Consider the following 22,207-nt stretch of genomic DNA (forward strand, 5'->3'; position numbering starts at 1 on the left):
TGCCGCGGTGGAGCGAGTCAGCATCGAAATCACCCACGGTGTCGCCGACGTGCGGCTCAACCGGCCCGGCAAGCGCAACGCCCTGGATCCCGCGATGTTCGCGGCTCTGGTGCGCGCCGGCGAGCGGCTGAAGACGGAGCCGGGGCTGCGGGCAGTCGTCCTGTCCGGGGAGGGGCCGGACTTCTGCGCCGGGCTCGACTTCGCCGCGTTCCAGGCGATGCGCTCCGGCGACCGGATCAGCGCGGACGTGGACCTGCCGCCCACCGACGGTCCCGCGAAGGCGACCGGGCAGCGCGCGGCATACGTGTGGACGGAGGTGCCGGTGCCGGTGATCGCGGCGATCACCGGTCACGCGCTCGGCGGCGGGCTGCAGGTCGCGCTCGGGGCCGACATCCGGCTGGTCACGGCGGACGCGAAGCTGTCGGTGCTGGAGATCAAGTGGGGGCTGATCCCGGACATGACGGGCACGCAGGTGCTGCCCGAACTGGTGGGCCCGGACGTGGCGAAGGAACTGACGTTCACCGGGCGCGTGGTGAGCGGTGCGGAGGCGGTGACGCTGGGCCTGGCGACGCGCGTCTCGCCGGACCCTCGATCCGAGGCGCTGGACATGGCCCGGGCGATCGCGCAGCGCAGCCCGGACGCCGTTCGCGCGGCGAAGCGGCTGCTGACCGCCCGGGTGGACCGCGCGACGGGCTTAGCCGCGGAACAAACGGAGATCACGGCGTTGATCGGCAGCCCCAACCAGGTGGAGGCCGTGACGGCGGAGTTCGACAAGCGCGCGCCGCGGTTCACCGACCCCTCGTGACGACGACCGCGCCCGGTGGAGGCGCGGGGGTGCACGCCGTGCGGGTGTCGATCAAGCACACGGCACGGTGCGGGACGCTGTGGACTCCCGACATGGTGGATCCTCCCGCGCGCCGCCTAACCTGGCGATCTCGCAACGGTGCGACGGAGAGGATCGTCCATGAGAAGGTCTCTTGCCGTTCTCGTGCTCCCGCTGGTGGCCGCGGCTTTCGCGACGCCGGCGCACGCGGCACCCGGTGGCTGCGCGGACCTGGCCGGCCTGGCGATTCCCGCCGCCGCGATCGGCCTGCCCACCACCGGTGGCACGGTGACGTCCGCGCAGCCCGTCACCGGCTACTGCCAGGTGGACGCCGCTCTGCACCCGGTGGACCCGGCCGCGCCGGACATCAGGATGCGGGTGGCGCTGCCGGAGGCGTGGAACGGCAAGGCCTTGATGTTCGGCGGTGGCGGCTACGACGGCACGATCCCGAACGTCGCCGGGAACGTCCCGTTCGGACCGTCCGGGCCGGCCCCGCTGGCGCGCGGGTACGCGACCTTCGCGAGCGATTCCGGGCACCAGGCCTCACCCGCGCACCTCCCCGCGACCTCTTTGGACGGTTCGTTCGGCGTCAACGACGAGGCCGTGCGCAACTTCTCCGGGGACGCGCTGAAGAAGACCCGGGACGCCGCGGTGTTCCTCATCGGACAGCACTACCACGCCCGCCCCTCGTACAGCTATTTCGCGGGCGGGTCGACCGGCGGCCGCGAGGCGCTGGCGGTCGCGCAGCGCTGGCCCGCCGACTTCGACGGCGTAATCTCGGCCTACCCGGCTTGGAACGCCGCGAGCCTCGACCTGTTCTTCGGCTACGAGGCCCAGGTCCTGTCGCAGCCCGGCGCGTTCCCGAACCCGGCGAAGCAGACCCTGCTGTACCGCAGCGTGATCCAGGCGTGCGACGGCCGGGACGGGCTGGCCGACGGGGTGGTCTCCGACGAGCGGGGCTGCCGGTTCGACCCGGGTGCGCTGCGCTGCCCCGGCGGTGCGGACACCGGCGACACCTGCCTGTCCGACGCCCAGATCAGCGCGGTGAAAGCGTTGTCGCAACCGCTGCGGTGGAAGTACCGGATCGCCAGCGGTGAACGCGGCTACCCCGGATTCCCGTTCCTGTCCGGTGCGGCGATGACGACCCCGCTGCTCGGCATGGGCACCGTGGGCCCGGCCACGCCGATGCCGTCCACCGCCGGGTACGGGGTCCAGTTCTGGGACCAGTGGGTGCGGTACTTCGTCACGCGCGACCCCGGCTTCGACGCGCTGTCGCTCGACCCGCTCAACCCCGGCCCCTGGCGGGACCGCATCAGTGAGCTGACCGCGCTGCAGGACGTGAACGACGCGGACCTCCGGCCGTTCGCGCGGGCCGGCGGGAAACTGTTGCTGCTGCACGGTTCCGCCGATGAGCTGGTCAGCCACTACTCGACCGCAGAGTACTTCGAGCGGGTGGAGCGCACGGTGGGCCCGCGCGCGACGGACGAGTTCGCGCGCTTCTACGTCGTGCCGGGCGCGAACCACGCGAACGTCGCCGCGGCGTTCCCGGCGGCCTGGGACTCGCTGACCGCGCTGGAGAACTGGACCGAACGCGGTGTGGCGCCGCGGAACCCGGCCGTCACGGACGCGGCAACAGGCCGGACCCGCCCGCTGTGCGAGTACCCCACCTGGCCCCGCTACCGCGGCGGCGACCCGGCCCTCGCGGCGAGCTTCACCTGCAGCCGGTAGCTACCCGCCGGTGGGCGCCCGGTGTGGTGCCGGCGCCGGAGGTCGACCCGCCGAGGTCGGGCCGGCGCGCGGCGATCACCGGCAGGTCGGTGCGCTCGAGCAGGGCGCGGGCCTCGTCCACACGGCGGGACAGCAGCCACGCGTCCGGGCTGCTCGGCGAAGCACCGGGTGCGGGCGAGACGTTGCGGTCCGCGGCGAGGTCGGCCCGTGACGGCGGGGTGCCCAGCCCGCTCGAGGAGGCCGTCCAGCGCGTCGCCGGGCGGGACGGCGGGCGCGTACGGGGACCTGACCGCCGTCACGGTGCGGCGGCATGACCGTGCGGCGCGCGACGAGGGCGGCGTGCGCGGCGCCGTGATCCGCGCGGAGGAGGTGCAGGCCGGGGCCCGCGCCCGCTGGGCGCTGCGACGACGTCGCCGTGGTCGACGTAGAGCCGGTCCGGCTCCACGCGCATTCGCGGGAAACTAGCGTCGCAGCTGCTCGGCGCGGGCGAGCGCGAACAAGCCAGACCCCGCGGGCGTGCGCCCGCAGCAGCGCGCGGCGCGCGGCACCTCCACCGGCGCCGGGGCGGCAGGCACGAGATCCTCTCGCAGGTGGGCCACACCTCGTCTACCCCCGGGGCCGGACACCTCTCCTGGCCCACGGCCCTGACCGGATGCACGCGACCGCATAACGCATAACCTGTCAGGATGGATGACAGTTCGGGCGGGATCCCGCCGCTGAACCGCGGGCTGGCCGGATACCTGCGCGCGGTGGCCGAGGCCGTCGGGGTGCCCGTCGAGGCGACCTCCTTCGAGATCAGCGACACGGCAACGGCCTACCTGGGGCTGACCCGGCGCTGGACGCTGCGCCCCGGGGAGGACCTGATGCTGGTCTGGAGCGAGCGGGACGGGTGGGCGGTCGCGGTCGAGACCGTCCCCGGGGAGGCGCCCGTGGTCCTGGCCTACTTCGCCGGCGACGACGTGGTCCCGACGCCAGCCGCGGTGGCCCGGTTCGTCACCGAGGTCATCGCGACCGGCCCGTCCGGCGCCCCCCGCCCGGACTTCCCGACCACGGTCGCGCGCGAGGAACTCACCGAACGGCTCGCGCCCTACGCGTGAATCCGGAGCCGGCTCTCCGGCGCCGGCTCGCCGTCGGAGCTCACCACCGCCAGCGTGACCCGGTCGCCGGAGAGGGTCCGCACCTCCACCGTGTCCTGGTTCTGGCGGCGGTAACCCCCGCGGGGAACCAGGGATCCGGCGGAGCCGAACCGCCGGGCGCCCGGGTCCCACGCGGCGGAGTGGTAGGACAGCCCGGCGATCGGCCCCAGCCGGGCTGCCAGCACCGCGAGCAGTGCCGGCAGCTCGGCGGACAGGTCCCGCGTTCGGGGCCACCAGGCCCCGTCGACGTATCCCGGGATGGGCGCCATGAGCTTCGCCGGCGAACCGGATTTCAGCTGGGGCGGCTCAGTGGTCATCATGACCTTCGGGATGGTGTTGCGAACGCGCGGGCCCGACGTCATGTCGGTGCTCCTGCCTTCCGGCCGAGGGGCCGGCCGGACTCCCATCACCGGGCACGACGCGACTCGAATGCCTGCGTACGGGATGCTCCCGGTGTTCCTTCACCCTACACCTCACCCGCGCCGCTGTCGCCGTTTTCCCCGTACGAGAACGAAAAGGGGGTGCGACGCGCACGCGCCGCACCCCCACTCCCGGACGCCGGTCAGGCGTCGGACGCCACCGCGGCCGCCTGGTCCTGCCTGGCCTGCCTGCGGGCCTTCGCCGCGAGGATGGCCGGGTTGATCTTGCCCGCCTCCGGTGGCTTGCGCGGCCCGGCCACCTCCGGGGCGTCCGGGTCCGCCGCCTGTTCCGGCACCTCGGCGGCCGGGGTCTCCGCCGCCCCGGAATCCTCTGTGGACTCAGCGGACTCGGCGGGCTCGGCGGGCTCTGCGGTCGCCTCGGCGTCCACTGTGTCCTCGGCGGAACCGAGGGCCAGCACCGTCCTCGCCGCGTGCAGCTCCGGCGTGCGGGCCGCCTGGACCGACGCCCCGTCGATGATCTCCCCGATCCGCAGCAGCTGCTCGAGCACGGTCTGGCGCGCGGTGCGCAGCCGGGCGACCTCCTCCTCCGCCCGGCGGATCATCTCGCGCGCCTCGCCGTCGGCCCGCTTCGCGAGCGCCTCGCGCTGCCGACGGGCCTCGTCGGCCTGGTCCTCGTAGGCCTTGCGGATCTCCGCGGCGTCCTTCTCGGCCTGGTCGCGGATCTCCTTGGCCTCCTGCTCGGCCTGGGCGATGATCCGCTCGACCCGGGCGCCGATGTTGCCCGAACCCACGACCTGCAGGGGCACCGACGAGTCACCGCCCACTTCGGACAGGCGCTGCTCCTTCTCCGCCAGCTCGCTCGCCAGGTGCCCGGCGCGCGCCCGCAGACGGCGGATGTAGGCGTCGACCTCCCGCCGGTCGTACCCGCGCAGCGCCGTGGAGAACCCGGGGTCGCGCTCGGTCAGGATGTCGTTGCCACCACTGTCGACCATGCCCCGAGTCTCGGCGGGTACGGCGGGCACTGCAAACGCCCACTCCCCGTTCGGCTGAACATCAGGGGCCGACGAGCATCCTCACCACCCATCCGTGTGATCACATTTCGACCTTCGTCCTCGTCGCTGACGTCGGCGCTGAGCCCGCGTGACATGAGACGATACGTAACGTCTAGTCGTTTCCGATGGGGAGGCGTGATGGGCGAGTCGTCCCCGTCGCGTCCGCGGCGGGGGCCGCGACGCGATCCGCTGGCGCACCAGAACGTCCTGCGCGCCGCCCGCGAACTCGTGCGCGAGGTCGGCTACCAGCAGGTGACGATGGAGGCGATCGCGGCGCGGGCGGGGGTGGGGAAGATGACGCTCTACCGCTGGTGGCCGAACAAGGCCGCGGTCGTCACCGAGGCCGTCGCCGACCAGCTGGCACCTCCTCCGCTCCCGGACACCGGCTCGGTGCGCGAGGACGCCGTCGAGTACCTGCACGGCCTGGTGAGCACGCTGACGCAGCTGGGGGACCCGAGCGTGGTGGCCGGCGCGCTCACCGAGCGGGGCGAGCCCGGGCGGGCAGCGCTGCGCGACATCCTGCGCGACCGCTTCCAGCCCGGCGCGGAGCTGCTGCGGCGCGGCATCGAGCGGGGCGAGCTGCCCGCCGGCCTGCCGGTGTCCGCGGTCGTCGAGAGCTGGTCCGGGTTCGTCCTCTACCGGATCGTGTTCCGGGAACGCACCCCGCGCGACGACGAACTCCGGGCGCTGGTCGAGCTGCTCCCGGAAGCCGGCGATCAAGGTTGACCCCGGCGCATCGTCCACTGCGGACACTCCGCCGGTGAAATTCTGACACGGTCCGCCGGGCATCCGGTCAAGATCGTTTCACAGCTCGACCACAGGCGACCCTTCCTACTGTGGGCATCATGAGACACCCGTCCGGCTCGTCGCGCCGCCCGGGTGCCACGAGCGGGCCGCTCGTCGCTGTCTGCGTTCTCCTGCTCGCGGCCTGTGCCTCCCCGACGCCGGCCGAACCACGCGCGCACACCCCGGTCGAGTCCTATGTAGACGTTTCGTTCCAGCCGACCGGGATGGCCGACGCCGTGCGGAACTCCCCCGTCCGCCGGTTCGCGCTCGCCTTCCTGCTCGCCCACGACGGCCGGTGCGAACCGGTGTGGGGCGCCGGGCGGCCCCTGTCCGACCCCGGCCTGGCGGCCGAGATCGCCGCGGTCCGCGCGGCGGGCGGCGAGATCACCGTCGCCACCGGGGGCGCGGTCGGCGACTACCTCGAAAGCCGGTGCGCCTCCGCCGCCGACCTGGCAACCGCTTACACCGCCGCGCTGGACGCGACCGGCGCGGACGGCATCGACGTGGACATCGAGACCGGCGTGCCCACCGGCCTCGTCGCCGACGCGCTGGCCCGCCTGCAACGCGAGCGCGGCACCGGCGTGACCCTGACGCTGCCCGTCGCCGACGCCGGCCAGGGGCTCGAGGAGAGCGGTCTGCGGCTGGTGCGAGCGGTCGCCGAGCGCGGCACGAACCTCACCGTCAACGCGATGCTGATGAACTTCCCGGTGTCGGGCACGTGGCGCGGCTCGTTGCTCGGTGCCGCCGACGCGGTCGCGGCCCAGCTGACCGGCCTCGGCCTCGGCCACGACCGCCTCGCCCTGACGATCATGGCCGGCCGGAACGACACCGGCGTCACCACGACCGTCGACGACGCCCGCGCGGTCCGTGACTACGCCGACGCGCACCGCATCGCCTTCCTCGGCCTGTGGTCGCTGGCCCGGGACGACGGCGGCTGCCCCGGCCGGCCGCAGGCCGTCGCCACCTGCAGCGGTCTCGCCCAGGCCCCCTACGACTTCGTCCGCACGCTCACCGAGGAGTCCGCATGACACACGAGCAGAGCGGCGAGCAGGCCGTCGTCCGGCCGGTGTTCGTCGACCCGCGCGGGCACCGCCGGATCTGGGTGCGGGTGCTCGCGGTACTCGCCGCGACCGCCGCGGTCGTCTACATCGCCGGTGTCGCCCTGCTGCTCGGCGGCAGCCAGCCACGGCAGGACCCGGCCGAGCTCGACGCGCCGGTGGCCGTGCCGACCTCCGCGCCGGACGACGACCCGCCGGCTCAGGCCGAGGCGACCGAGTCACCTCCGGGCCCCCCGCTCACCCTGCTCCAGGCGAACACCGTGCCGGCCTCCGCGCCGACCTCCGCCTCACCGGCGCCTGCGGGCGCGCCCCACCGGCCCTCCGTCGCGCTGGCCCGTCCGGTCGCGCCGCCGGCGCCGCGCGCGAGCGCCCACGGGTCCTCCGTCCCGGCGCCGCGCAGCCAACCCGCACCTCGCGGTGCACCGGCACCGCTCACCGCGGCGAGCAAGCCGCCGCCGACGACCGCACCGCCGGTCACCACGACCGTTCCCACCTCGACAGCCGTCGCCAAGGCGCCGGCCACGTCCGCGCCGTGAGACCCGCCATGGTGAAGAGCAGCCGCCGGCGGCGGATCCGCTGGTCCTGGCTCCTGGCCGGACTCTTGGCGGCGCTACTGGCCGTGATGCTGGTCGTCGCCGGGTTCGCCAGCGCCGGCATCGTCAGCGACAACCTCGCCCACGACAGCGTCGGCCAGGCGACCGTGCCCACGTCGGTGGTCGAGGGCGGCGCGGTGGTCGACGCGACCGGCACGCCGGTGCGGTCCTACGCGATCCCGGACGGCACGATCGCGCTGACCTTCGACGACGGCCCGGACCCGACGTGGACCCCCCAGGTGTTGTCGATCCTGCGCAAACACGGCGTGCCGGGGACGTTCTTCGTCGTCGGTTCTCGCGCCAGCAGCCATCCGGAGCTGATCCGCGCCATCCACGACCAGGGCAGCGAGCTGGCGCACCACACCTTCACCCACCCCGACCTGGTGGACACCTCGCGCTGGCGCACCGAGCGCGAGCTCGACGAGACGCAGCTCGCGCTGGCCGGCGCGGCCGGCGTGACGAGCCACCTGTTCCGGCCGCCGTTCTCCTCCTCCACGTCGGCGATCGACGACCTCGGGTACCGCACGGTGCTCGAGGCCGGCGCGAAGGGCTACATTTCGGTCTTCACCGACGCCGACAGCGACGACTGGGCGCGCCCCGGCGTGGACGCGATCGTGCGCAACTCGACCCCGCCACCGGGCAAGGGCGCGACGGTGCTGATGCACGATTCCGGCGGGGACCGGTCCGAGACCGTGGCGGCCCTGGACCGGCTGATCCCGCAGCTGCAGGCGAAGGGCTACCGGTTCACCACCGTCAGCCAGGCGATCGGCATGCCCGACGCGAACCCGCCCGCCGCCTCCGGGCAGCACCTCGCGGGCGAGGCGCTGTTGCTGGTCGTGGCGTCGTCGCTGGCGGTCGTCGAGTTCCTGCAGTGGATCCTGCTCGGCGTCGGCCTGCTGGTGATCGCCCGGCTGGTCCTGATGGTGTGGGTCGCCCGGGGGCACGCCCGGCGGCACCGGCGGTGGCGATGGGGCGTGCCGGTGACGCGCCCGGTGACGGTGATCGTGCCCGCGCACAACGAACGGGCCAACATCGAGGTCGCGCTGCGTTCCATCGTGGCCAGCGACCACCCCGTCGAGGTGCTGGTCGTCGACGACGGCTCGACCGACGGCACCGGCGACCTGGTCGAGTCGCTGGGGCTGCCGGGCGTGCGGGTCATCCGGCAGGCCAACGGCGGCAAACCGGCCGCGCTCAACACCGGCATCGCCCACGCCACCCACGACCTCGTGGTGATGGTCGACGGCGACACGGTGTTCGCGCGGGACACCGTGCGACTGCTGGTGCAGCCGTTCTGCGACCCGGAGGTGGGCGCGGTGGCCGGGAACGTGAAGATCGCCAACCGGGACACCTTCCTCACCCGGCTGCAGCACATCGAGTACGTGGTGGGGTTCAACGTGGACCGCCGGGTGCACGAGATCACCGGCTCGATGACGACCGTCCCGGGCGCGGCCGGCGCGTTCCGGCGGGAGGCGGTCGTGGCCGCGGGCGGGGTGAGTCACGAAACACTCGCCGAGGACACCGACCTGACCATCGCGATCGGCCGGGCGGGCTGGCGAGTCGCGTACGAGGAGCGCGCGATCGCCTACACCGAGGCACCGGCGACGGCCCGGCAGCTGTGGCAGCAGCGGTTCCGCTGGACCTACGGCACGATGCAGGCGCTGTGGAAGCACCGCCGTGCCATCGTGCAGCGGGGTGCCGCGGGCCGGGTGGGCCGGTTCGGCCTGCTGCACGTCGCGGCGTTCCAGATCCTGATGCCGCTGAGCGCACCGCTGATCGACATCTTCTTCGTGTACGGCCTGTTCTTCCTCAACCCGGCGACCACGCTCGTGCTGTGGCTGACGGTCATGGCGCTGCAGACCGGCGGGGCCGCGCTGGCGTTCCGGATGGACCGCGAGCCGCTCGGCCCGCTGTGGCTGATGCCGGCGCAGCAGCTGGTGTACCGGCAGCTCATGTACGTGGTGCTGGGCCAGTCGATCGCGGCGGCGACCGCGGGGGTGCGGGTGCGCTGGCAGCGGATGCGCCGGACCGGCGCGCTGGACGCCGTGACGGTCCCGGCGCCGGTCCGGCCCGTGGCGGCGGCCCGTCCGGTCCCGGTGACGTCGCGGCCCCCCGCCACGACGGGACCCGCGCGGCGGGAGCACTGGTTCGACGTGCTGCGCGTGCTCGCGCTGGCGAGCCTGATCGGCTTCCACGCGACCGGCTGGGTCCCGCTGAGCCTGGCGTTCCCGTCGATGGGCGTGGCGTTCGCGATCGCGGGCTCGCTCACCGCGCGGTCGCTGCGCACGGCCGCGCCGGTGGACGTGATCGGCCACCGCATTCGCCGGGTGCTGCCGCCGGTGTGGCTGTTCGGGCTGGTGGCGGTGCCCGTGATGCTGCTGCACGGCTGGACCGGCCTGTCCTGGCCGCGGCTGGTGTTCTGGGTGTTCCCGGTGCTGGACCCGCCCGCGCCCGACTGGGCCGACGACGCCACCTCCGTGTTGTGGTTCGTCCGCACGTTCCTGTGGTTCGTGCTGCTGACCCCGCCGGCGCTGCGCGCCGTCCGGGCCCGGCCGGTCGTCACCACCCTCGCGCCCCTGGTCCTGGTGGCCGCCGACGCGCTGATGGGGTCGCACGTCGGGGACTCCGGCGAGATCGGCGCGGCGGTGGTGGACGCCGCGGTGTTCGGCGCGTGCTGGCTGCTCGGCATCGCGCACCGCGAGGGCAGGCTGGCCCGCCTCCACCCGGCGCTGGTCGCGACGCTCGCGGTGGCCGCGGTGGCCGCGGGCGGGCTGTGGATCCGGTCGCACCCGGACCCCGGCGCGGGGTTCGACCCGTCCGCCAGCCCGCTCGGTGAGGCGCTGATCTCGGCGGGCGCGGTGCTCGTGCTGCTCCGGATCGCACCGCGACTGCGGTGGCTGGACCGTGCGCGGTGGGTCCGCGTGGTGCTCGAGGTGATCAACGCCCGGGTGCTCACGATCTACCTGTGGCACAACGCGCTGCTCGGCCTGGCGGTCGTCCTGAGCGACCGCTGGGACCTGCCGCCGGGGACGCAGTTCGGTGTGTGGGCCGGCCTGCTCCTGGTGGCCGTGGCCGCCTTCGGCTGGGTGGAAGACCTCGCCGCGCGCCGCGCGCCGCGGCTGGTGCCCCGGGTGTCGCCGAAGACGACCGTGCCGGCCGCGGTGCCGGTCGCCTAAGCCGTGTCCGGTAAGTCATCGGAGCCGGAGGGTGATGGCGGTGTAGGCCTTGGCGTCTTTCTGCCAGGTGCCATCGGCGGTCCGCAACCGCAACCGCTCGTGCGCCGTCTTCCACGGCCCATACCGCTCGGGCAGACCACGCCACGAGAACCGCAGCTAGATCAATCACCGGCCACGACCTAAGCCGGGTAGCAGCGGCCCCCGGTGTAGAGGTCGCCGGGCGCGGTCGGCAGGCCGGGCGGCGGGTCGACCTGGTAGGGCTGCGCGCCGTCACGGGTCAGGCTCTCCTCGCACGCGACCACCCCCTGGTCGGTGGCCGGGCCGGCCCACAGGTCGATGTGCGATCCCGAGCAGGTGGCGCAGGTGTCCTCCAGCACGAAGTACCGCCGCACCGCCGGCACGTAGATTTTGGTGCCGGGCGCGAACTGCCCCGCCTCGGCCGCGAACGTGAGGGGGTCGGTGAAGGTGCCGGTGCCGCCGGCCCGCTGGTGCACCGTCCCCGGGTAGGCGATCTCACGACTGCCCGGCGGGTCGTTGTCGGCGGCCGCGTAGAACGTGATCAGCCCGCGGGCGTTGGGTGCCCCGACCAGCGGCGGTGGAGTGGTCTTCGTGGTGGACGGCCGGGACGAGGCGGACGGCGGCGGGGACGTGGTGGACGCCGGTGGCGTCGCCGGTTTCGGTGGCGCCGGTTTCGGCAACGCCGGGAGCGTGGTCACCGGTGGCGGGGCGGGGGTCGGCTCCGGGGTCACGCTCGAGGAGGCGACGGCGGGCGCGCCGCTCGCCCGCGGTGGCGGTGGCGGTGGCGCCGCCACGTCCTGGGCCGACGTGTGCCACGCCGCGGCCACTCCCGTACACAGTCCCACGACCACCGCACCCGTGGCGGCGCCCAGCAGAATTCTCGCCCCTGACATCACAATCTGTTCATCCGGTTTCACTCGACGTTCGTGATCTGCGCGTTATCGACGGAAATCTAGGCACGATCGTCGCGCGAGGCAATGAAATGTGCGTAACACCGCTTCCGGCGGTGCCGATCTTTCCCTTGACAGGAGGGGAAAACGATGCGCGCTTTGTTGATCGACGACGACCGGCGGTGCGGCGAAATGCTCACCGAAGGGCTGCGCCCCGAGGGGCTCGCGGTGAAGATCGCGCGCGACGGATACACCGGCCTGCACGAAGCGGTCACCGGTGATTACGACGTGATCATTCTGGATCTGTTACTGCCCGGGATTTCCGGGTACGAGGTGCTCCGGCGGTTGCGGATGGCGCACGTCTGGACACCGGTGGTCGTGCTCACCGCCAAGGACGGGGAGTACGACGAGGCGGACGCCTTCGACCTCGGGGCCGACGACTTCCTGCGCAAGCCGTTCTCGATGGTGGTACTCCCGGCGCGGTTGCGGGCCCTGTGGCGGCGGAGCGCTCCGCCACGGCCCACCCAGCTGCGCGCCGGTGACCTCGTCCTCGACCCGGCCCGCCGGCGGGTGTTCCGCGGCGGCTGCGAGGTGCGGTTGACGCAGCGCGAGTTCGCGGTCCTGGAGTTCCTGATGCGCCACGCGGGCGACGTGGTGAGCAAGTCGGCGTTGCTGGCCGCGGTGTGGAACGAGGAGTACGCGGGCAACGTGAACACGGTCGAGCTGTACGTCGGATACCTGCGCAAGAAGATCGACGTGCCGTTCGGCCGCTCGAGCATCCAGACGCTGCGCGGCAGCGGCTACCGCCTCGAGGACGACGCGGAGCCCGCACCGGCCACCGGGTGAACACCCGGCCCACCGCGTAGCGGCCCGGAGGACAGCGTGCTCCGGGGACCGGCTTCGGCCGCCGCGGCGTGCCCGTGCCCACTCGACCCATCATGCACACAAGATTGTTGACAATTTTGGTCCCAAAAAGCATGCTGTGGTGAGCAGACGTGATGGAGGAGAGAGGCCGGATGAACAAGGTGATCGTCACCGACCCGCCGCGCGCGAACGCCGAGGAGGCCGCCGCGCTGGCGAAGTTCGGCGTCGCGACCGTGCACGAGGCGCTGGGCCGCACCGGGCTGCTCGGCCCGGACCTGCGGCCCATCCAGGACGGCGCCCGCATCGGCGGCACCGCGGTCACGGCGCTGTGCTGGCCGGGCGACAACCTGATGATCCACGCCGCGGTCGAGCAGTGCCGCCCCGGCGACGTGCTGGTCGTCACGACCACGTCGCCGTCGCGTGACGGCCTGTTCGGCGAGCTGTTCGCCACCGCGCTGCAGCACCGCGGCGTCCGGGGGCTGATCATCAACACCGGCGTGCGGGACGTGGCCGACCTGCGGGCGATGAACTTCCCGGTGTGGGCGGCCGCGGTGAGCGCGCAGGGCACCGTGAAGGCCACCGCCGGCTCGGTCAACGTGCCGGTCGTGATCGGCGGGCAGACCATCCGCCCCGGCGACGCGATCCTGGCCGACGACGACGGCGTCATGGTCGTGCCGCGCACGTCGGTCGCCGAGGGCATCCGCGCCGCGCAGGCCCGCGAGGACAAGGAAACTGCCACCCGCGAAGCCTTCCGCGGCGGCGAGCTGGGCCTGGACCGCTACGGCCTGCGCGAGAAGCTCGCCGACCTCGGCGTGCGGTACGTGACCGCCGAGGAGTACGAGAAGCTGGAGCGCGAATGAGCACCGGTGTCCGCTGCATGCTCATGCGCGGGGGCACGTCGAAGGGCGCCTACTTCCTCGCCGACGACCTGCCGCGCGACCCCGCCGAGCGCGACGACCTCCTGATGCGGATCATGGGCACACCCGATCCGCGGCAGATCGACGGGCTGGGCGGCGCGCAGCCGGTGACCAGCAAGGTCGCGGTCGTCTCCCCCGCCGGTGGCGGCGACCGGGATGTCGACTACCTGTTCCTCCAGCTCGGGGTCGAGGAGCCGACGGTGTCGGACAAGCAGACCTGCGGCAACCTGCTCGCCGGCGTCGGGCAGTTCGCGGTCGAGCGCGGTCTGGTGCCCGCGGGCGCGGAATCCACGAGCGTGCGCGTGAAGATGGTCAACACCGGCTCCATCGCCGTGTCGACGTTCGCCACGCCCGGCGCGCGGGTCGACTACCGCGGGACGACGGCGATCTCCGGCGTGCCGGGCACCGCGGCCCCGGTCGAGCTGGAGTTCACCGGGACCGAGGGGTCGGTGTGCGGCAGCCTGCTGCCCACCGGCAACGTGGCCGACGACATCGGCGGCATCCGGGTGTCCTGTGTGGACAACGGCATGCCCGTCGTCGTCGCGCGGGCGGCCGATTTCGGTCTCACCGGCTACGAGCCGGTCGACGAGCTGGCCGCCGACCGCGAGCTGGCCGACCGGATCCAGGCGCTGCGCCTGGAGGCCGGGAAGCTGATGGGGCTCGGTGACACCAGCGGGTCGTCGGTGCCGAAGACGACGCTGGTGGCCGCGCCGCGCGACGGCGGCGCGATCTGCACCCGCACGTTCATCCCGCTGCGCCCGCACCCGTCGATCGGTGTGCTGGGCGCGGTGAGCGTGGTGACCGCGCTGATGCTCGACGGCGCCGCCGGTGCGGAGCTGTTCGCCGCCCCGCCGCCGGGTCAACCGGTCGGCGTGGAGCACCCGAGCGGTGTCCTGGACGTCGGCGTGGAGCTCGCTCCCGGTCCGCGCGTGGCGCGGTCGACCGTCATCCGCACCGCGCGGAAGTTGTTCGACGGCACCACTTTTCCCCGTAGCTGAACGCTCCGGACGGCACCGGCGGGCCCGCCGGTGTGGTTCACCAGAGGCGGCCCCGGGGGATCTCGTCCAGGTGCGGCGACGAGAGGTGCAGCACCTCGTAGCGGCCGGGGCCCGGGTGCGCCCAGAGGGTGAAGCGCACCAGTTCCCAGGAGTACGGATCGACGCCCAGCGCGGCGGTGTGCACGTCGTCGCGCCGGGCCAGGTCGGCGAGCTGCTCCAGGTGGTCCCCGAGCTCCGTGAACGGGGTCGTCTCACGCGACGCCGCCCGGGGTTGCCGTGCGGGCCCCCGCTGGAGGGCGATGCCCGTCCAGTGCCGCACCGGGGGTCGCCCGAAGTCGTCGACGATCCCCTGGAACCCGCCGCCGCCCACCAGGAACCGCGCCATGCCACCGGTGTCGTGCCAGAGGTAGAACGGCGCGTACTGGTTGACCGGCGACCCGTGCACGCCCCGTTCGCGGACCAGGTACGCCTTGAGCCCCAGCCCGGGGAAGGCGTCCGTGCGATGCCCGCGGGTGGCGACGCGGTGGTGGATGATGCCCATGTCGTAGTCGGCGGGCAGGGTCAGCTCATACTGCATCGCGTACATCGTTCACCTGCTCACCGCGGTAGGCGGCGTGGCCGTATCGGTGTCCGGCTGCGTCATGCATGAGCGTACTGTACATACTAGTAGGTACAGAGTGATAGTCGGTTTACCGGCCGCCGCGAGCGCTGCTCATAGCGGGCGCACAGGTTCCCCTACGGACGATCTCAGCCTGTCCGGTCACCATGTGGTGCCGGACAGGAGGATTCCCGTGCCAGAAAACGAAAAACCACACAGCGGTTCCCGTTGGGAACCGTCCACATCGCGGCCCGCGGACGGTGAGTCCGCACAACCGGCCGACGCGCTCGCGGCACCCGGGGCCGTCCCGGCGGCGCATGCAGGCACGTCCCCCGCGCCCGGCGCACCGTCGGCAGCCGGGGCAAACGCGGCCGGCCCGGGCGCACCGTCGGCAGCGGGGGCAAATGCGGCCGGCCCGGGCGCGTCACCGGCAGCCGGCACCACCGCAGCCACACCCCCCGCGCCCGACGCACCGTCGGCAGCGGGGGCAAGCGCGGCCGGCCCGGGCGCACCACCGGCAGCCGGCACCACCGCAGCCACACCCCCCGCGCCCGACGCACCGTCGGCAACCGGGGCAAACGCGGCCGGCCCGGGCGCACCACCGGCAGCCGGCACCACCGCAGCGTTCGCCTCCGGGCCGGGCGGCTCACCCGTTGCCGTCCCAGGGACGCCACCGTCGCCGGGCGGGCCCACGCCGCCGCCGGGCGCGGCCCGATCGCCCGGGGCGCGGCGCACCATCGGCGTCGGCGTGGCGGTGGCGATCGCGGTGGCGGTGCTCGCCGTTGGGGGCGCCGGCGGGTTCGCCATCGGCCGGGCGACTGCCGGCACCGCTCGCCCCGGCGACGGTCGGTTCGACCGGATCCCGGGCGGCTACGGTCAGCCACCGTTCGGCGAGCGCGGTCGGCGCGGCACCGGCCAAGGCGGCCTCGGCCAGGACGGCCAGAGCGGGACCGGGCAGGGCACCAGCGGCCAGAGCGCGACCGGCCGGGGCAACACCAGCCAGGCCACCACCACCCGAACCCGCACCGCCCAGGCGACCACCACCGACACCGGCGCCGCCCTCGCCGCCACCACCCGGACCGGCACCGCCCAGGCCACCACCACCCGAACCGCCGCCACCCAGGCGACCGCCACCACCCACACCGACACCACCTGGGTCACCACCAGCGAAACCGGCGCCGCCGGGACCGGCATCAGCCAGGCCACCACCACCCAGACCGGCACTGCCGAGGCCGCCACCCAGAGCGCCTTCGTCCAGGCCATCGCCACCCGGACCGGCACCGCCCAGGCCACCACCACCCAGACCGGCACCGCCCAGGCCACCACCACCCAGACCGGCACCGCCCAGGCCGCCACCACCGGGACCGGCACCGGCACCAGCCGGGCCACCACCGCCCGAACCACCACCACCGGCACCGGGACCGGCACCACCACCGGCCACCGCGCCGCGACCGGGTCCGGCACGTGACCGCCATCGCGCCGCTCGCCCGCCACCACGGCAGGACCCGGTTCGACGGCGGGGTCCGCCTCGCCGCGGGGTGGGCCCTGTGGCTGGGCCTCCTACTCGTCGCCTACTGGTGGGCGGCCGGGGGCGGCTTCGGCGACCTCACGGGCTGGGAAACCGGCCTCACGTCCGCCGGACGGCTCACCGGCCTCCTCTGCTCGGTCCTGCTCCTGGCCCAGGTGCTGCTGATGGCCCGCATCCCGGTGCTGGAACGCGCCTTCGGCCAGGACCGGCTCGCCCGGCTGCACCGCGTCACCGGCCTGACCTCGTTCGATCTGCTGCTCGCCCACCTGGTGCTCATCACGTGGGGCTACGCCGCCGGCGAGGTGACCGCGATTCCGGCCACCTTCTGGGACCTCGTCACCGCCTACCCCGGCATGCTGCTGGCCCTCGCCGCCACCGCGGCCCTGGTCATGGTCGTCGTGACCAGCGTCCGCGCCGCCCGGCGGCGCCTGCGGTACGAGTCCTGGCACCTGCTGCACCTCTACGCCTACCTCGGTGTCGGGCTCGCCCTGCCGCACCAGCTGTGGACCGGTCAGGAGTTCACCGGTTCGGCCGCCCGGACGATCTTCTGGTGGACGCTGTGGGCGGCGGCCGCGGCGGCGGTGCTGGTCTGGCGCATCGGCGTGCCGCTCGCGCGGAACGTGCGCCACCGCCTGCGGGTCACGTCCGTGGTCCAGGAGGGCGACGGCGTGTTCTCGGTGTACCTGACCGGCCGGCACCTCGACCGGCTCCCCGCGGAGGCCGGGCAGTTCTTCGGCTGGCGCTTCCTGCGCCGGGCCGGCTGGACGCGCGGCAACCCGTACTCCCTGTCCGCCGCGCCGGACGGGCGGAGCCTGCGCATCACCGTCAAGGTGTCCGGCGACGGCAGTGCCGGGATCGCGGCCCTGCGTCCCGGCACGCCCGCGCTGTTCGAGGGCCCCTTCGGCAGGATCACCGGACGCGCCCGGCACGGCCGGAAGGTCGCGCTGATCGGCGCCGGCGTCGGCATCACGCCGATGCGCGCGCTCGCCGAGGGACTGGACTACGCGCCCGGCGAAGCGGTGGTGCTGCACCGGTTCACCGGCCGCCCGCTGTTCGACCGCGAGTTCCGGGTGCTCGCCGCCGAGCGCGGCCTGGGACTGGTCTGGCTGCCGGGCCACCGCCGCGCGCCGGGCTCGTGGCTGGCCGACGGCGTCCCGGCCGACGACGTCACCGCCCTGCGCCACTGGGTGCCCGACATCGCCGAGCGGGACGTGTACGTGTGCGGTCCCGAACCCTGGGCGGACTCGGTGCGCCGGGCCGCCGAAGCCGCCGGCGTGCCCGCCGAACGGCTCCACATCGAGAACTTCGCGTGGTGACCGCATGAAACGCATCAGCCTGTGGATCCTCAGCACGATCACCGTGCTCGTGCTGCTGTTCGGCTACCACACCTCGACGTCGAGCTCGATGGCCTCCCCGGACGTCGTGGCCACCCCCGCGCCGAGCACCGGCGCCGCCCCGGCGGCCGGCTCGACGACGGTCACCGGCCCGGTCGCCCAGACTCGGTGGGGACCGGTGCAGGTTCAGCTGACCGTCCAAAACGGAAAGATCACCGCCGTAAAGGTGGTGCAGTACCCGGAGAACAACTCGCGGGACCGGGAGATCAACGACCACGCCCTGCCGATCCTGGTGCAGGACACGCTCAACGCGCAGAGCGACGACATCGACATGGTCAGCGGTGCCACCGTGACCAGCGAGGGCTACCTGGAGTCGTTGCAAGGCGCGCTCGACAAGGCGGGCCGGTGACCGCGCGCTACGTCGAACACGTGATGGGCATGCCGATCAGCCTCGCGCTGCGCGGGCGGCACACCCGCGACGCGGCGGCCGGGGCGGCGTGGTCGGCGGTGATGGCGGACCTGCGCGCGGTCGACGAGGTGTTCAGCACCTACCGGCCGGACTCGGTGATCTCCCGGCTGGGCCGGGGCGAGATCGCGGTGGCGGACTGCCCGCCGGAGGTCGCGGAGGTGCTGGCGCTCGGCGAGCGCGCCGAACACGAGTCGGGCGGCGCCTTCCGCGTCCGGCGCCCGGAACTGGACCCCAGCGGCGTGGTGAAGGGCTGGGCCGCGGACCGCGCCGCGAAACACCTGCGTGCCCTGCCGGCGACGGACTTCTGCCTGTCCGCCGGCGGGGACGTCGTGTGCCGCACGCTCGATCCGGCGGCTCCGCCCTGGCGCATCGGGATCGAGGATCCCCATGACCCGCAACGGGTTCTCGCCGTCGTGCCGGTGTTCAGCGGCGCCGTCGCGACGTCCGGGACGGCTCACCGGGGCGCGCACCTGGTGGACGGGCGGACATCGCGGCCGCCCGCGGGTGTCGCGTCGGTGACGGTGGTGGCGGAATCGCTGACGTGGGCCGACATCGAGGCGACCGCGGCTTACGCGCTCGGCGCCGACGGCGTGGAGTGGCTGCGGGGACGGGCCGGGCGGCGGGGGCTGTTCGTGTGGGCCGACGGGTCCACCTCGGTGGTCGGCTGAGCCCGCCCGCCCGCGGACGGCCGTCCCGGTCAGCGACCGGGCTTCGTCACCGGCGCGTGCCAGAGGCCGACGATGGCGTCGATCAAACCGGTCGCCGCGTCGTGCCAGTTCGACCGGGGCGTGGGGGTTCCGTCGGCGAGGGCGCGTTCCCGTTCGGCGTTCATGTGCACCATCAGCTGGCGCGCCATCGCGTTGCGTTCGGCCCGCACCTCGGGCGGCAGGTCCGGCAGGCACCGCTTCATGCCCTCGAGCGTCTTCACCATCGACGGCGATGACAGCGCTTCGTCGGCCATGATGCCGCGCAGCGCGGGGTCGGTGGTCACCTGGGCGCTGAACCGCGCGAACCACGTCGGGTTCCCCAGGGCCGCCAGGTGTTCGGTGGCCGGGCGCACCATGCAGCCGACCCAGTCGCGCACCTCGCCGGAATCGCCCACCTCGGCGACCATCCGGTCGCGGACCCGGTCCATCGCGATCGTGTGCCTGCGCAGGATCTCGCGCACCAGATCGGCCTTCGTGCCGAAGTGGTAGCCCACCGCGGCCGTGTTGCCCTGCCCCGCGGCCTCGCTGATCTGCCGGTTGGACACCGCGTACACGCCGTGCTCGGCGAACAGCCGTTCCGCCGTGGTGAGGATCGCCTCCCGCGTGGCCGTGACGCGGTCGGCCCTCGCCGTTCTCGTCATCGTCACCACCGCTCGCGAAGTCCGCGCAGGCCGGGCGGCCCACGGCAGGCCAGTTTACCGATCTCGTGCCCCGACCCTAACCGGGTCTGCTAGTCTAAGTCAATCGATTGATTTAAGCCAGACTCGGTACTCCCCCTCGGAGGCTTCGGCAATGTCCTCTGCCCCTGCCCGCCACGCCGGCGCTCCGGCCACCGGCGCGCCCCGGTCCGGCGGCGTGGTCGCGGTGCTGGCGTTCACCGGCATCGTGGTCTCGCTGATGCAGACCCTGATCATCCCGCTGGTGCCCGAGCTGCCGCAGCTGCTCGGCGCGTCGTCGGCGGACACCGCGTGGGCCATCACGGCCACGCTGCTGGCCGCCGCCGTCGCGACGCCCACCGTCGGCCGCCTCGGCGACATGTACGGCAAGCGCCGGATGCTGCTGGTCAGCGTGATCCTGCTGGTGGCGGGCTCGGTGACGTGCGGCCTGTCCAGCAGCCTCGTCCCGATCATCATCGGGCGGGTCCTGCAGGGCCTGTCCTCGGGCGTGATCCCGCTGGGCATCAGCATCATGCGCGACGAGCTGCCCGCCGAAAAGCTCGGCTCGGCGACCGCCATGATGAGCGCCTCGCTCGGCGTCGGCGGCGCGCTCGGCCTGCCCGCCGCGGCGCTGATCGCCCAGAACGCCGACTGGCACGTGCTGTTCTGGTCGGCGGCGGGCCTGGGCGTCGTCGCGTTCGTGCTGGTCGCCACACTCGTGCCGGAGTCGAAGGTGCGCACCGGCGGGCGGTTCGACCTGCCCGGCGCGCTCGGCCTGTCGGTCGCGCTGCTGTCCCTGCTGCTGGCGATCTCCAAGGGTGCCGACTGGGGCTGGGGTGACGGGCTGACCGTCGGCCTGTTCGTGGCCGCCGTCGTGGTGCTGCTGGTGTGGGGCTGGTGGGAGCTGCGCGCGAAGGAGCCGCTGGTCGACCTGCGCACCACCGCGCGCCGCCAGGTCCTGCTGACCAACCTGGCGTCGATCGTGTTCGGGTTCGCGATGTTCGCGATGTCGCTGGTGCTGCCACAGCTGCTCCAGCTGCCCACGGCGACCGGGTTCGGGCTCGGCCAGACCATGCTCGTGGCGGGTCTGATCATGGCGCCGTCCGGTCTGGTCATGATGGCCACCGCCCCGGTGTCGGCGAAGATCTCGCGCGCCGCGGGCCCGAAGGTCACGCTGATGCTCGGCGCGCTCGTGGTCGCCGCCGGTTACGGCCTCAACATCGTGCTGATGGGCGAGGTCTGGCACCTGCTGGTCGTCTCCTGCGTCATCGGCGCCGGGATCGGCCTGTCCTACGGCGCGATGCCCGCCCTGATCATGTCCGCGGTACCGGTGTCGGAAACCGCCTCGGCGAACAGCCTCAACACGCTGATGCGCTCGATCGGGACCTCGACCTCCAGCGCGGTCGCGGGCGTGGTGCTGGCGCAGATGACGGTCTCACTGGGACCGGTTTCCGTGCCGTCGCAGAACGGGTTCCGCGTGGTGCTGGCGATCGGCGCCGGCGCGGCGCTCGTCGCCCTGCTCGTCGCCGCCTTCCTGCCCGCGAAGCGCCGCGCCCGCGCGGCGGCACCGGTCGCACCCGCGCCCGGCCGCACGGTGCGGGGCACCGTCAGCGGGACGACCGGCGCCCTGGTCACCGTCACCGCGCACCGCGCCGACGGCAGTGTCGCGGCGAGCACCGCGGTGGGCGGCGACGGCGGATACGCGCTGGCGTCCCTGCCGGACGAGCCGCTGACCCTGGTGGCCGTCGAGCACCCGGCCGTGCACGAAATCGTGCCGGTGGGCGCCGGCGTGACCCAGCAGCACGACATCGACCTCACCCCACGGAAGGAGCTGGCGTGACCGGCTACGGCAACACGACCGCCGAGGTGGCGCTGACCGGCCGGGTCAGCAGCGGGCAGCGGCCGCTGCCCGAGGCGACGCTCACCCTGACCGACCGGGTCGGCGCGCAGGTTTCCCGCGCGCGCACCGGCGCCGACGGCGGCTTCCGCCTCACCGGGCTGGTGCCCGGCACCTACGTGCTGATCGTCTCGCGCCCGGGCTTCCAGCCGTACGCGACGGCGGTCGAGGCCGGCACCGGGCCCGGCACCCCGCTGGAGGTGACCCTCGAAGCGGCCACCAGCGTGCACGGCGTGGTCCGCGACCGGCACAGCGGACGGCCGATCGCCACCGCCGCGGTCACCGCCGTCGGGCCGTCCGGCGAGGTGATCGCCAGCACGGTGTCCGATCCGGACGGCGGGTACCGGATCACCGGGCTGGACGCGGCCGAGGTCACGCTCGTCGCCGCCGCCCCGGGTGCCGATCCGGTGGCCACGGTCGTGCCGCTGGGCAACGGCCGGGAACACGAGGTCGACCTGGTCCTGGCCTCCTCCAGCACGCTGACCGGAACCGTCACCGCGGACGGCCGTCCCGTCGCCGGGCTGGCCCTGGAACTGCGGGACGCGCACGGCCGGACGGTGGCCACGACGGTCACCGGCCCGGACGGCACGTACCGGTTCGAG

Annotated in this window: 21 protein-coding genes and 1 pseudogene; 16 read left to right on the forward strand and 6 right to left on the reverse strand. The window is 73.7% G+C overall.

Annotation, left to right across the window (positions count from 1 at the left end; translation table 11 throughout):
* Positions 1-7: 7 nt before the first annotated feature.
* The 3 genes from FB470_RS35605 (at position 8) to FB470_RS35615 (ending at position 3,648) form a co-directional block, all read left to right on the forward strand.
* The gene (locus FB470_RS35605) at positions 8-805 is read left to right on the forward strand and encodes a crotonase/enoyl-CoA hydratase family protein (protein WP_306998957.1); all 798 of its coding nucleotides are present in this window, start codon (positions 8-10) and stop codon (positions 803-805) included.
* A gap of 159 nt (positions 806-964) precedes the next feature.
* A complete protein-coding gene (locus FB470_RS35610) occupies positions 965-2,551 on the forward strand; it encodes a tannase/feruloyl esterase family alpha/beta hydrolase (RefSeq protein WP_306998959.1) in 1,587 nt (528 codons plus the stop codon).
* A 686-nt stretch (positions 2,552-3,237) separates the two neighbouring features.
* Complete coding sequence (locus FB470_RS35615) at positions 3,238-3,648, forward strand: DUF6292 family protein (protein ID WP_306998961.1); 411 nt, start codon at positions 3,238-3,240, stop codon at positions 3,646-3,648.
* Here FB470_RS35615 and FB470_RS35620 read toward each other — a convergent pair.
* Positions 3,639-4,049 (reverse strand): DUF5994 family protein, encoded by a 411-nt coding sequence (locus FB470_RS35620; RefSeq protein ID WP_306998963.1) that lies wholly within the window; start codon positions 4,047-4,049, stop codon positions 3,639-3,641. The two genes, FB470_RS35615 and FB470_RS35620, sit on opposite strands and share 10 nt — an antisense overlap.
* Positions 4,050-4,249: 200 nt before the next feature.
* Positions 4,250-5,059 (reverse strand): DivIVA domain-containing protein, encoded by an 810-nt coding sequence (locus tag FB470_RS35625; protein ID WP_306998965.1) that lies wholly within the window; start codon positions 5,057-5,059, stop codon positions 4,250-4,252.
* A gap of 198 nt (positions 5,060-5,257) precedes the next feature.
* Here FB470_RS35625 and FB470_RS35630 point away from each other — a divergent pair, with 198 nt between their 5' ends.
* From FB470_RS35630 to FB470_RS35645, 4 genes are all read left to right on the forward strand, one after another.
* Positions 5,258-5,845, forward strand: a complete 588-nt coding sequence (locus FB470_RS35630) for a TetR/AcrR family transcriptional regulator (protein ID WP_306998967.1) — start codon at positions 5,258-5,260, stop codon at positions 5,843-5,845.
* 119 nt (positions 5,846-5,964) lie between these two features.
* The gene (locus FB470_RS35635; protein ID WP_306998969.1) at positions 5,965-6,933 is read left to right on the forward strand and encodes a glycoside hydrolase family 18 protein; all 969 of its coding nucleotides are present in this window, start codon (positions 5,965-5,967) and stop codon (positions 6,931-6,933) included.
* Positions 6,930-7,499, forward strand: a complete 570-nt coding sequence (locus tag FB470_RS35640) for a hypothetical protein (protein WP_306998971.1) — start codon at positions 6,930-6,932, stop codon at positions 7,497-7,499. Before FB470_RS35635 ends, FB470_RS35640 begins: the two co-directional genes overlap by 4 nt.
* An 8-nt stretch (positions 7,500-7,507) precedes the next feature.
* Positions 7,508-10,729, forward strand: coding sequence for a glycosyltransferase (locus tag FB470_RS35645; protein ID WP_306998973.1), 3,222 nt, complete (start codon positions 7,508-7,510; stop codon positions 10,727-10,729).
* A 57-nt stretch (positions 10,730-10,786) separates the two neighbouring features.
* On the opposite strand, the pseudogene FB470_RS35965 reads toward FB470_RS35645, so the two are convergent.
* Positions 10,787-10,876, reverse strand: a pseudogene (locus FB470_RS35965) (IS5-like element ISNeu3 family transposase); the annotation flags it as partial.
* Positions 10,877-10,908: 32 nt separating this feature from the next.
* The gene (locus FB470_RS35650; RefSeq protein WP_306998975.1) at positions 10,909-11,592 is read right to left on the reverse strand and encodes a hypothetical protein; all 684 of its coding nucleotides are present in this window, start codon (positions 11,590-11,592) and stop codon (positions 10,909-10,911) included.
* A gap of 195 nt (positions 11,593-11,787) precedes the next feature.
* Here FB470_RS35650 and FB470_RS35655 point away from each other — a divergent pair, with 195 nt between their 5' ends.
* The 3 genes from FB470_RS35655 to FB470_RS35665 all read left to right on the forward strand — a co-directional run bounded on the left by FB470_RS35655 (position 11,788) and on the right by FB470_RS35665 (position 14,416).
* Positions 11,788-12,483, forward strand: a complete 696-nt coding sequence (locus FB470_RS35655; RefSeq protein ID WP_306998978.1) for a response regulator transcription factor — start codon at positions 11,788-11,790, stop codon at positions 12,481-12,483.
* Between the two features lie 170 nt (positions 12,484-12,653).
* The gene (locus FB470_RS35660) at positions 12,654-13,361 is read left to right on the forward strand and encodes a 4-carboxy-4-hydroxy-2-oxoadipate aldolase/oxaloacetate decarboxylase (protein WP_306998980.1); all 708 of its coding nucleotides are present in this window, start codon (positions 12,654-12,656) and stop codon (positions 13,359-13,361) included.
* Positions 13,358-14,416, forward strand: coding sequence for a 4-oxalomesaconate tautomerase (locus FB470_RS35665; protein WP_306998982.1), 1,059 nt, complete (start codon positions 13,358-13,360; stop codon positions 14,414-14,416). Before FB470_RS35660 ends, FB470_RS35665 begins: the two co-directional genes overlap by 4 nt.
* A 37-nt stretch (positions 14,417-14,453) precedes the next feature.
* Here FB470_RS35665 and FB470_RS35670 read toward each other — a convergent pair whose 3' ends face one another.
* Positions 14,454-14,993 (reverse strand): DUF4865 family protein, encoded by a 540-nt coding sequence (locus FB470_RS35670; protein ID WP_306998985.1) that lies wholly within the window; start codon positions 14,991-14,993, stop codon positions 14,454-14,456.
* A 769-nt stretch (positions 14,994-15,762) separates the two neighbouring features.
* On the opposite strand from FB470_RS35670, the gene FB470_RS35675 reads away from it, so the two are divergent.
* Genes FB470_RS35675 through FB470_RS35690 form a run of 4 tightly spaced genes read left to right on the forward strand, consistent with a single transcriptional unit; the run spans position 15,763 to position 19,013 of the window.
* Positions 15,763-16,482 (forward strand): hypothetical protein, encoded by a 720-nt coding sequence (locus tag FB470_RS35675; RefSeq protein WP_306998987.1) that lies wholly within the window; start codon positions 15,763-15,765, stop codon positions 16,480-16,482.
* Complete coding sequence (locus FB470_RS35680; RefSeq protein ID WP_306998988.1) at positions 16,479-17,858, forward strand: ferredoxin reductase family protein; 1,380 nt, start codon at positions 16,479-16,481, stop codon at positions 17,856-17,858. The genes FB470_RS35675 and FB470_RS35680 overlap by 4 nt, the downstream gene beginning before the upstream one ends.
* A gap of 4 nt (positions 17,859-17,862) precedes the next feature.
* A complete protein-coding gene (locus FB470_RS35685; protein WP_306998990.1) occupies positions 17,863-18,285 on the forward strand; it encodes an FMN-binding protein in 423 nt (140 codons plus the stop codon).
* Positions 18,282-19,013, forward strand: coding sequence for an FAD:protein FMN transferase (locus tag FB470_RS35690; RefSeq protein WP_306998991.1), 732 nt, complete (start codon positions 18,282-18,284; stop codon positions 19,011-19,013). The genes FB470_RS35685 and FB470_RS35690 overlap by 4 nt, the downstream gene beginning before the upstream one ends.
* A gap of 29 nt (positions 19,014-19,042) precedes the next feature.
* Here FB470_RS35690 and FB470_RS35695 read toward each other — a convergent pair whose 3' ends face one another.
* Positions 19,043-19,693 (reverse strand): TetR/AcrR family transcriptional regulator, encoded by a 651-nt coding sequence (locus FB470_RS35695; protein ID WP_306998993.1) that lies wholly within the window; start codon positions 19,691-19,693, stop codon positions 19,043-19,045.
* A 151-nt stretch (positions 19,694-19,844) separates the two neighbouring features.
* Between FB470_RS35695 and FB470_RS35700 the strand changes: the two genes are divergently transcribed.
* Together FB470_RS35700 and FB470_RS35705 are read left to right on the forward strand one after the other, a co-directional pair.
* Entirely contained in the window at positions 19,845-21,548 is a 1,704-nt protein-coding gene (locus tag FB470_RS35700; RefSeq protein WP_306998995.1) for an MFS transporter, read from the forward strand.
* Positions 21,545-22,207, forward strand: a 663-nt coding sequence (locus FB470_RS35705; protein WP_306998997.1) for an MSCRAMM family protein, incomplete at its 3' end; no start/stop codon positions are given. The genes FB470_RS35700 and FB470_RS35705, both read left to right, overlap by 4 nt.

Origin of the sequence: Amycolatopsis thermophila (assembly GCF_030814215.1) — a bacterium.
GTDB classification, from domain to species: domain Bacteria; phylum Actinomycetota; class Actinomycetes; order Mycobacteriales; family Pseudonocardiaceae; genus Amycolatopsis_E; species Amycolatopsis_E thermophila.